Origin of the sequence: Streptomyces sp. NPDC059456, from assembly GCF_042750055.1 — a bacterium.
Classification (GTDB): domain Bacteria; phylum Actinomycetota; class Actinomycetes; order Streptomycetales; family Streptomycetaceae; genus Streptomyces.
On record NZ_JBHYVA010000313.1, the window covers coordinates 1 to 9,282 of the forward strand.

11 protein-coding genes are annotated in these 9,282 nt (G+C 73.5%); 4 read left to right on the forward strand and 7 right to left on the reverse strand.

Annotated elements, in window-relative coordinates; all coding sequences use genetic code 11:
• Positions 1–131 precede the first annotated feature (131 nt).
• Together ACFXA3_RS24685 and mshA are read right to left on the reverse strand one after the other, a co-directional pair.
• Complete coding sequence (locus tag ACFXA3_RS24685) at positions 132–617, reverse strand: YbjN domain-containing protein (RefSeq protein ID WP_385190219.1); 486 nt, start codon at positions 615–617, stop codon at positions 132–134.
• Positions 610–1,992, reverse strand: coding sequence for a D-inositol-3-phosphate glycosyltransferase (gene mshA, locus ACFXA3_RS24690; RefSeq protein WP_385190222.1), 1,383 nt, complete (start codon positions 1,990–1,992; stop codon positions 610–612). Before mshA ends, ACFXA3_RS24685 begins: the two co-directional genes overlap by 8 nt.
• Positions 1,993–2,173: 181 nt before the next feature.
• Here mshA and ACFXA3_RS24695 point away from each other — a divergent pair, with 181 nt between their 5' ends.
• The 3 genes from ACFXA3_RS24695 (at position 2,174) to ACFXA3_RS24705 (ending at position 5,946) form a co-directional block, all read left to right on the forward strand.
• The gene (locus tag ACFXA3_RS24695) at positions 2,174–2,983 is read left to right on the forward strand and encodes a class I SAM-dependent methyltransferase (RefSeq protein ID WP_385190225.1); all 810 of its coding nucleotides are present in this window, start codon (positions 2,174–2,176) and stop codon (positions 2,981–2,983) included.
• Between the two features lie 202 nt (positions 2,984–3,185).
• Positions 3,186–4,259 carry an NlpC/P60 family protein gene (locus tag ACFXA3_RS24700; RefSeq protein WP_385190227.1) on the forward strand — a complete coding sequence of 358 codons (1,074 nt, stop codon included), beginning with the start codon at positions 3,186–3,188 and terminating at the stop codon, positions 4,257–4,259.
• A gap of 379 nt (positions 4,260–4,638) precedes the next feature.
• Positions 4,639–5,946 (forward strand): PP2C family protein-serine/threonine phosphatase, encoded by a 1,308-nt coding sequence (locus tag ACFXA3_RS24705; RefSeq protein WP_385190229.1) that lies wholly within the window; start codon positions 4,639–4,641, stop codon positions 5,944–5,946.
• A 59-nt stretch (positions 5,947–6,005) separates the two neighbouring features.
• On the opposite strand, the gene ACFXA3_RS24710 is transcribed toward ACFXA3_RS24705, so the two are convergent.
• The 5 genes from ACFXA3_RS24710 to ACFXA3_RS24730 all read right to left on the reverse strand — a co-directional run bounded on the left by ACFXA3_RS24710 (position 6,006) and on the right by ACFXA3_RS24730 (position 8,428).
• The gene (locus ACFXA3_RS24710; protein WP_385190240.1) at positions 6,006–6,353 is read right to left on the reverse strand and encodes a DUF2516 family protein; all 348 of its coding nucleotides are present in this window, start codon (positions 6,351–6,353) and stop codon (positions 6,006–6,008) included.
• A 124-nt stretch (positions 6,354–6,477) separates the two neighbouring features.
• Entirely contained in the window at positions 6,478–7,059 is a 582-nt protein-coding gene (locus tag ACFXA3_RS24715; protein WP_385190232.1) for a hypothetical protein, read from the reverse strand.
• A gap of 25 nt (positions 7,060–7,084) precedes the next feature.
• The gene (locus ACFXA3_RS24720; RefSeq protein ID WP_054225774.1) at positions 7,085–7,477 is read right to left on the reverse strand and encodes a helix-turn-helix domain-containing protein; all 393 of its coding nucleotides are present in this window, start codon (positions 7,475–7,477) and stop codon (positions 7,085–7,087) included.
• A gap of 80 nt (positions 7,478–7,557) precedes the next feature.
• Positions 7,558–7,974, reverse strand: a complete 417-nt coding sequence (locus tag ACFXA3_RS24725; RefSeq protein WP_376202360.1) for a VOC family protein — start codon at positions 7,972–7,974, stop codon at positions 7,558–7,560.
• Positions 7,975–7,984: 10 nt separating this feature from the next.
• Positions 7,985–8,428: a helix-turn-helix transcriptional regulator gene (locus ACFXA3_RS24730; protein WP_385190235.1), complete on the reverse strand. Its 444-nt coding sequence runs from the start codon at positions 8,426–8,428 to the stop codon at positions 7,985–7,987.
• Between the two features lie 172 nt (positions 8,429–8,600).
• Here ACFXA3_RS24730 and ACFXA3_RS24735 point away from each other — a divergent pair, with 172 nt between their 5' ends.
• Positions 8,601–9,140, forward strand: a complete 540-nt coding sequence (locus ACFXA3_RS24735) for a hypothetical protein (protein ID WP_385190237.1) — start codon at positions 8,601–8,603, stop codon at positions 9,138–9,140.
• The last annotated feature ends 142 nt before the right edge of the window (positions 9,141–9,282 follow it).

Genomic DNA, 9,282 nt, shown 5'->3' on the forward strand with positions numbered 1-9,282 from the left:
CGCGGTGCTCGGGCGGCTGGGGGGGGTGGGCGGCGCGGGGGCCGGGCCCCGGGCGGGTTTGGCCTGTCGCGCCGTCGGGGGGGGGCTTCGGGCGCCCCGGGCGGGGGGGGGGCCCGTACGGCACGCGGCGTTCAGGACGGCTGCGTCAGGTGTTTGAAGGCGTCCAGGTTGTACGTCGGCTCCCCGCGCGAGACGCGCCATGCGTACTCGCGGCGGATGGCGCTCGCGAAGCCCAGCTCCAGCAGGGTGTTGAAGGCGCCGTCCGCCGCCTCCAGGACCGTGCCGAGCAGCCGGTCCAGTTCCTGCGGGTCGACCACCGACAGCGGGAGCCGGGCCGTGAGGTAGACGTCGCCGAGGCGGTCGACGGCGTAGGCCATCCCGTACAGCTTGAGGTTGCGTTCCAGCAGCCAGCGGTGGACGCCGGCCTCGTTCTCGTCGGGGTGGCGGATCACGAAGGCGTTCACGGACAGCGAGTGCCGGCCGACGCGCAGCGAGCAGGTGGTGCTCAGCTTGCGGGTGCCGGGGAGCTGGACGACGTAGGAGCCCGGCTCGGGGCTCTCCCAGCTCAGCTCGGCGCCGGCCAGCGTGGACTCGATGATCGCGGCGGTGTCAGCCATGGTGGGAGCGTACGCGACGGCGGTGATCGTGCATCGCCGCGGTGTACACGTCCGCCGTGCCGCTCGCCGCGGTGTCCCAGCCGAAGAACTGCGCGTGCCGCGCGGCCTCGGCGCCCATCCGGTCCGCGAGCGCGGGGTCGTCCACGAAGCGCCGCAGCTCCCGCGCGTAGTCCACCGGGTCGTGCCCGGGTACGAGGATGCCCGTCACGCCGTCGTTGACGGCGACGGGCAGCCCGCCGACCTCGGCGGCCAGCACCGGTGTGCCGGTGGCCTGGGCCTCGATGGCGACGAGCCCGAAGGATTCGCTGTACGAGGGCATGACCAGCACGGACGCCGCCCGGAACCAGTCGGCGAGGGCGTCCTGGCGGACGGGCGGATGGAAGTGGACGAGGTCGGTGATGCCGAGCTTGGCCGCGAGCTTGTGCAGGCCCTCCGGCCGGGCGAGGCCGCTGCCGCTGGGGCCGCCGACGACGGGGACGAACAGGCGACGGCGCAGCGTGGGGTCCCGGTCGACGAGCTCGGCGACGGCGCGCAGCAGGATGTCGGGGGCCTTGAGCGGCTGGATCCGGCCGGCGAAGAGGGGGATGACGGCGTCCTGCGGCAGGCCGAGGCGGGCGCGGGCGGCGGTGCGGCCGTCGGCGACGGTGAAACGGTCGAGGTTGACGCCGGGGTGGACGACGGCCACCTTGCCGGGGTCGGCCTCGTAGTGCCGTACGAGTTCGTCGGCTTCCTCGGTGGTGTTCGCGATGAGCCGGTCGGCGGCGGCGACGATCTGGGTCTCGCCGATGACGCGGGCGGCGGGCTCGGGGGTGTCCCCCTCGGCCAGTGCGGCGTTCTTTACCTTGGCCATGGTGTGCATGGCGTGGACGAGGGGGACGCCCCAGCGTTCGGCGGCCAGCCAGCCCACGTGGCCGGAGAGCCAGTAATGGGAGTGGACGAGGTCGTAGTAGCCGGGCCGGTGGCCGGCCCAGGCCTGCATGACGCCGTGGGTGAAGGCGCACAGCTGGGCGGGGAGCTCCTCCTTGGCGAGGCCTTCGTACGGGCCGGCGTCCACGTGCCGGACGAGGACCCCGGGGGCCAGCTCGACGACGGGCGGGAGGCCGCCTTCGGTGGCGCGGGTGAAGATCTCGACCTCGATGTTGATGGCGGCGAGGCGCTTGGCGAGCTCCACGATGTAGACGTTCATGCCGCCGGCGTCGCCGGTGCCGGGCTGGTGCAGCGGTGAGGTGTGCACGCTGAGCATGGCGACGCGGCGCGGCTTGCGGTGGTGGCCGACGGCCGGCAGGCGCAGGCGGGGCGGGTCGTGGCGGGTGCTGCGGGCGGCGGCGATGCGGCCGCCGAGGCTGCCGCCGAGGCGGGACACGTACTGGCTCAAGGGAGCAGTTCCTCTCGCTCGGACGACTCTCGGACAGCGGGCGGGCATGACGACGGAGCGCGCGGGGCGCCCTTCAAGGAGTGCAACCCGGATGGCGGCGTCCCGCATTCCGGGGGGAGGGGTTCTTTTTTCCCGGCGTCCGCTTTTCATCCGGCGGGGCCGCTCCGCTTACGCTCGGCGCATGTCCTCCCGCTCCGCCCCGCCCCCGCGTCGCCCTGTGGGCACGGTGACGCGCGGGACGACGAACCCGAACCGGCTGCGCCGCATGGACCGCTGGATCGCGGCCGTGCACGGGCCGGCGCTGCGGCGTGCGCAGGCGCCGGTGGCGGTGGACCTCGGCTACGGGGCGGCGCCGTGGACGGCGGTGGAGCTGCTGGCCCGGCTGCGGGAGGCGGCGCCGCGGGTGCGGGTGGTCGGCATCGAGATCGAGCCGGCGCGGGTCGCGGCGGCGAAGCCGTACGAGCGGGAGGGGCTCGGTTTCCGGCACGGCGGGTTCGAGGTGCCGCTGGAGGGCGGGGTGCGGCCGGCGCTGATCCGGGCGGCGAACGTGCTGCGCCAGTACGACGAGGAGCAGGTGGCGGCGGTCTGGGAGCGGCTGTGCGCGCGGCTGGCCCCGGAGGGGCTGCTCGTCGAGGGGACCTGTGACGAGATCGGGCGGCGTCATGTGTGGGTCGCGCTGGGACCCGAGGGGGCGCGCACGGTGACGTTCGCGACCCGGCTGGGTTCCCTGGAGCGCCCCTCGGACCTGGCGGAGCGGCTGCCGAAGGCGCTCATCCACCGCAACGTGCCGGGGGAACCGGTGCACGCGTTCCTGCGGGACTTCGACCGGGCGTGGGCGGCGGCGGCCCCGTACGCCTCGTACGGGGCGCGGCAGCGCTGGATCCGGACGGCGCGGGCGTTGGCGGCGGACTGGCCGCTCGCGGACGGTCCGGGGCGCTGGCGGCAGGGGGAACTGACGGTGCGCTGGGAGGCGTTGCGCCCGGCGGGGTGAATGTGGCGCTGCGGGGAACCGGCCACCGGGGTGGCCCGTTGAGTCGGCGGGGAGCGGTGTGGGGGACTGGACAAGATCGAGGGGCGTCCCGTGAGGGTGTTGGAATTCGCCCGCTCGTGGCACCATCCCGAAGGCAGCGCAAAGTTACTGATGAATAGTCAGATCTGATACCGGATCGGACTCGGGGCACCTTGGGGGGACCATGGGGACCGTGGAGCGTAGGCGGCGCGGTGGCGCGTCCACTCTTGCGCTGCTGTGTGCGACGGCGCTGCTGGCGGTGTCGGGCGTGGTGGGCGTGACGGGGGTGGCGCAGGCGGCGCCGGCGGCGCCCGAGCCGGGCGCCAAGTCCCTTGAGCAGGTGCGCAAGGAGATCGAGGACCTGTACCGCCAGGCGGGCACGGCGACGGACGCGTACAACCTCGCGGAGGGCGAGGCCAAGGCGCAGTCCGCCAAGATCGTCGAGATCGCGAAGCAGGTGGTGGCCGGCCAGGACCGGATCACGGCGCTGAAGGACCGCGCGGGAGCCGCCGCGCGCGCCCAGTACCGCTCGGGCGGGATGCCGGCCGGCGCACGGCTGGCCCTGAGCGGCACCCCGAGCCAGTTCCTCGACGGGGCGGACCGGATCCGCCAGGGCGAGAAGGCGACCACGGACCTGCTGTCCGAAATGAACCGCACGCAGAGCGACTTGCAGCAGTACGCGAAGGACGCCACCGCGCAGTGGCAGAAGCTGGAAGCCAACCGCATCAAGCAGGAGAACGCGAAGAAGGAGATCGAGGAGAAGATCAAGACGGCCGAGGCGCTGGAGAGCAAGCTGCAGGCCGAGGAGAAGGCCCGGCTGATCCAGCTGGAGCAGGAAGCGCAGTACAAGGCGCAGACGGCGTGGCTGTCGACGGGCGTGCTGAAGGAGATCAACAGCTCGGCGTCGGAGTCGGGCAAGAGGGCGGTCCAGTACGCCACCGGACAGATGGGCAAGCCGTACGTGTGGGGCGCCGAGGGCCCGGATTCCTTCGACTGCTCCGGCCTGACGTCCCAGGCCTGGCGGGCGGCGGGCAAGAACATCCCGCGCACGTCGCAGGAGCAGCTGCGGTTGCTCCCGAAGGTCGCGATCAAGGACATGCGGCCGGGTGACCTGATCATCTACTTCGACGATGCGAGCCACGTCGGGATGTACGTGGGCGACGGCGCGATCGTCCACGCACCCCGCCCGGGCCGCAACGTCACCCTGACGGGCGCGGGCTCCATGCCGATCAAGGCCGTGGTCCGCCCCGACGCCTGATCACCGGCCGCGCGGGAGGCCCGTACCGGAGGCGCGCCGCAGGGGCGCACCGGAGCCGCGCCGGGGGCCGGGCCGGGGGCCGGGCCGGGGGCCGGGCCGGGGGCCGGGCCGGGCGGGCCGGCCGGGGGCCGTACCGACCGGGCCGTACCGAGTGGCCGGGCCGGGCAACCCCGGCGGGCTCCGGGACGTCTCGTTGGACGGGACGTCGACGGCCGCCACCGTGACGTTCGTCATTCAGCGGTCTCCCAGTGAGGCGGATTTTCCCCCGCGATAACGGCATATGACGGTGGCCTGGCCCGGAACGGCATTCCGCTCTGCGGCCACCGACCGCTAGGGTCGGCCGGACGCACCCTCGGGGGGAGGGAAGGAACCGGAGACGATGGCCGTACCCGTACCGCGGCAGCGGGACACCCCCGCCACGGAGAGCGCCCAGGCGACGCCGCCTGCGGTCGCGCACGCCACCGCGCCCCAGGCGTCCCTGACCCTGCTGGTGATCGAGGACGACCCCGCGGGCGGACTCACCGTCCCCGAGATCCTCGACGCCGACCGGCACCGCATCCGGCTCCGCACCGCCCGCAACCTCACCGAGGCCGCGCGCCTGCTCACCCAGGACGTGCACTGCATCCTGCTGGACCTCTCCCTCGCCGGGACACCGGGCGGCTCCGGCCCGGGCGCGGGCCCGGGCACCGCGGGCGCGGGCACCGCCGTCGCCGACCAGCTGGCCATCCTCCGCGAGGTGCTCCGGATCGCGCCCCGCCACGCCGTCCTCGTCCTCACCGCCGAGGCCGACGCCGAGCGCGCCGCCGAGGCCGTACGGGTCGGCGCGCAGGACTTCCTCTTCCGCGACGAGCTCGACGGCCGTCTGCTCAGCCGGGCGATCCGCTACGCGGTGGAGAGAAAACGGGCGGACATCGCCCAGTACAAGCTTGCAGAATCGAAACTTCGGGCCCAGGAGAACGCCCGTCTGGAACGCGGTCTGCTCCCCAACCCGCTCCTCGAAGGCTCCGACCTCCGCTTCGCCGCCCGGTACCGCCCCGGCCGCAGCCGCGCCCTGCTCGGCGGGGACTTCTACGACACCGTCCGCACCCCCGACGGCACCGTCCACGCCATGATCGGCGACGTCTGCGGCCACGGCCCCGACGAGGCCGCCCTCGGCGTCGAACTCCGCATCGCCTGGCGCGCCCTGACCCTGGCCGGGCTGTGCGGCGACGACCTGCTGTCCACGCTCCAGGAGGTCCTGGAAGTGGAGCGCCCCTGCGAAGAGATCTTCGCGACCCTGTGCACGGTGGACATCTCCCCCGACGGCCGCCGCGCGGGCCTGTGCCTGGCCGGCCATCCGGCCCCGCTGATATCGCGGCCGGGCCGCCGCGCGCAGCTGCTCCCGTACGAGAACAGCGGCCCCGCGCTCGGGCTGCTGCCCAAGGCCCGCTGGCCGCGCCGGCAGGTCGAGCTGGGCGGCGCCTGGAGCCTGATGCTGTACACCGACGGCCTGATCGAGGGCCGCATCGGCGAAGGCAGGGAGCGGCTCGGACAGGACGGGATGGTCGAGATGATCAACCGGCACCTCGACCGCGGTCTGAGCGGCGAGGGGCTGCTGGAGGCCTCCGTCACCGAAGCCCGGCGCCTCAACGGCGGCGAACTCACCGACGACGTGGCCGTGGTCCTGCTCTCCCGCACGGACGGCTAGGGACCGTTCGTCCGGATCGTCCCGGATCAGCCCCGGGGCCGCGCCGCGGACCGGCGGGGTCAGCGCCCGCCGTTGTACGGCCCGTACGGGCCGTCGCTGCTGCTGCCGCCGCTGCGGCGGCCGCCCCGCCCGCCGCCCGAGACCTGCTTGAGGGCCGGGCGCACGTCCACGAGGAACACGATGGTCGCGACGAGACCGGCGATCTGCAGGAACAGCATCCCGAGGAAGAAGTCCACCAGCACGGTGACCCCGAGGATGACCAGCCAGAACGTCTTGGTCTGCTTGTCGGCGGCCCGGTACGCGTCCTCCCGCGCCAGCAGCGCGAAGACGAGGGCCACGACGGCCAGGGCCAGCATGGCGTAGCCGAGCAGCGGGAGCACGCCGTTGTCGAACCCGTTCATCAACATCGCCTTGACCGCCTCTTCTCGCTCGCCCACCCGGTCCCGCCGCTCTCCACGCTACCGGGAGAGCGGCCCTCGCAGACAACAACGGGCCGGACACCTCGCAGGTGCCCGGCCCGCCCTCACCGCGTCAGCTCTCGTCGGCCGAGACCGTCGCGGCCTTCTTCGTGTTGTTCTTGCGCACCGCGGTCCGGCGGGCGGCGGGCTTCTCCTCGTCGGAGCCCGCGGCCTCGTCCTCGGCGGGCGCCTCGGCCGAAGCCCCGGCCGGGGTTGCGGCGGCCGGCTCGACGGCGACCGCGATGTCGACGATCTCCTCGGAGACCTCGCCGCGCCACGTCCGCACGGCCTGCTCGCCGTGCTCGGCGACCTTGTCGTAGGTCTCCTTGGCCCGCACGGCGTACTCGGCGGCCACGCCGACCCCGCGCAGCGCCAGGTCCTGGGCGGTCTCCCCGAGCTTCTTCGGGTCGATCGCGGTCAGCACCTCGGCGAACTTGGCGGTGACCGCCTCCTGCGCCTCCTTGGCCTTCTCCTGCACGATCTTCGGGTCGGTGTTCTTCACGGCCTCGATGCGCGCGGGGGCCTCGGCACGCAGCTGCTCGATGAGCCCGGGCACCTTCTTGGCCTGCTGCACCGCGAGGTCGGCGGTGCCGGCGGCGAAGTAGAGCGGGGTCGGGTCGGTGAGGGTCTTCTTCAGGTCATCGGCGATGGCCATGTGGCTGGTCCTCCCGGATCACAGTTCAGTTCGTAGGGTGCATCTCGTCGTCCGCGCCGGCCGGGTCGGCCTCGGTCGCGTTCTCCTTGCGGAACGAGTCGTAGATCTGGAGCAGCACCTGCTTCTGCCGCTCGTTGATGGACGGGTCGCCGAGTATGACGGCCCGCGTCTCGACCTCGTCGCGATCTCGCTCGTCGAGGATCCCGGCCTGTACGTACAGCGTCTCCGCGGAGATCCGCAGCGCCTTGGCGAGCTGCTGGAGGATGTCCGCGCTCGGCTTGCGCAGCCCGCGTTCGATCTGGCTCAGGTACGGATTCGACACCCCCGCCGCATCGGCGAGCTGCCGCAGCGAGAGCTGGGCCTGCCGCCGCTGTTCGCGGAGGTATTCGCCGAGATTTCCGACGTTGAGCGATGCCATGCCCCGATCCTGCCGGACTCTGCTAACTATTGCAAGCGCCTGCTTGCAAAATCACCCACGTCGGGGTCCGCCGGGCCGGTTCACCGGGCCCGCGGCTGGTTGAAGCGCAGCATGTTGCCGGCCGGGTCGCGGAAGGCGCAGTCGCGGACGCCGTACGGCTGGTCGGCCGGCTCCTGGAGCACCTCGCCGCCCGCGGCCCGGATGCGCTCGAACGCGGCGTCGACGTCGTCGGTGGAGAAGATCACACCGCGCAGCATGCCCTTGGCCAGCAGCTCGGCCATCGCCTGCCGGTCGGCGGGCGCGGCGTTCGGGTTCGCGGCCGGCGGTTCGAGGACGATCTCCACGTCCGGCTGCGCGGGCGAGCCGACGGTCACCCAGCGCATGCCCTCGAACGAGACGTCGTTGCGGACCTCGAGGCCGAGGGCGTCACGGTAGAAGGCCAGCGCCGCGTCGTGGTCGTCGACCGCGATGAAGCACTGGGACAGCTTGATTTCCATGCATCCGACGCTAAGCGCGGCCGGAGGTTTCCGCTCCTGCACCCGGACCGCTCTCGGGCGGTCCGTTCCTGACCGGCCGCGTGAGGATCTTGGCGACGCACGCCGGAATGGCCGCGCCGGGTTCGTGGCTGCGCGCCCGGTACGCGCTGGGGCTCTCACCGACCAGCTCGGTGAAGCGCGAGCTGAAGGACCCCAGCGAGGTGCAGCCGACCTCGAAGCAGACCTCCGTCACGGTCAGGTCGCCCCGCCGCAGCAGCGCCTTCGCCCGCTCGACGCGGCGGGTCATCAGGTAGCTGTACGGGGTCTCCCCGAACGCGGCCCGGAAGCTGCGGGAGAAGTGCCCCGGCGACATCAGGGCGACGCGCGCCAGCGCCGCGACGTCCAGGGGCTGCGCGTAGTCGCGGTCCATCGTGTCCCGGGCACGGCGCAGCCGCCGGAGGTCGTCGAGCGTCACCCCGCCAGCGTAAGGCGCCCCCGACGCCGGCGGGAGCCCGCGACCGCCGCCGCGGGCGTGCGGGGCACGGCGGGGTGCGCGGCCCCGACCGCCCCGCGGGGCACGACCGCGGCGAACCCGCCGGCCCTTCAACTCGTTGGCCGGGACGCGATGTCGTCCGTACGCTCGCAGGATGTCCACACCCGAGAACATCGAGGCATGGGAGCGCGTGGAGTCCCGCCGGGACCTCGTCGCGTACCTGCTCCTGCTTTCGGCCGAGGACGAGGGCGCCCGGGCGCACCGGGGCGTCGACGGCTTCCTCTGGGGCTGGGTGACGGTACTGGACCGGCACCTCGACGGAACCGCCGTGCTCGACGGCGGCTGGCGCGGGCTGGCCTGCCAGCTGTACCGGGCGCGCACGTCCGAGCCGCGCCCCGACGCGGCGCTCGCCGAGCCGCCGACGGACGAGGACGCGGTGTCGGACGCGGCGCGGCTGCGCCGGTACGTGGCGACGCTCGCCGTGGACTTCGCCCGCGACCGGCAGGAGGTGCGCGCCCGCGCCGCCCGCGGCCTGTGGGCCGGCGACGGTGGGAGCTGGGCGCACGGTACGGCGCGGGCGTGGTTCGACGGCTGGGCCTCCTGGCTCGCGGAAACGCCCTGGGCGCACGAGCTGGAGCCGGTCGGCTGGCGGTCGATCGCCGAACAGCTCGGCGCCGCACGGATATACGAGTAGGAGTGGCCTCATGCCCCATCGGTTCGCGTACGTGTGCCTGTCGTGCCGGATCTCGCTCAAGCGGGACCGGTACGACGAGCGCGGCGAGCAGCCGGCCCACCGGTGCCCGCGGTGCCGGCGGGCGCTGGTGCACGCCGGGGAT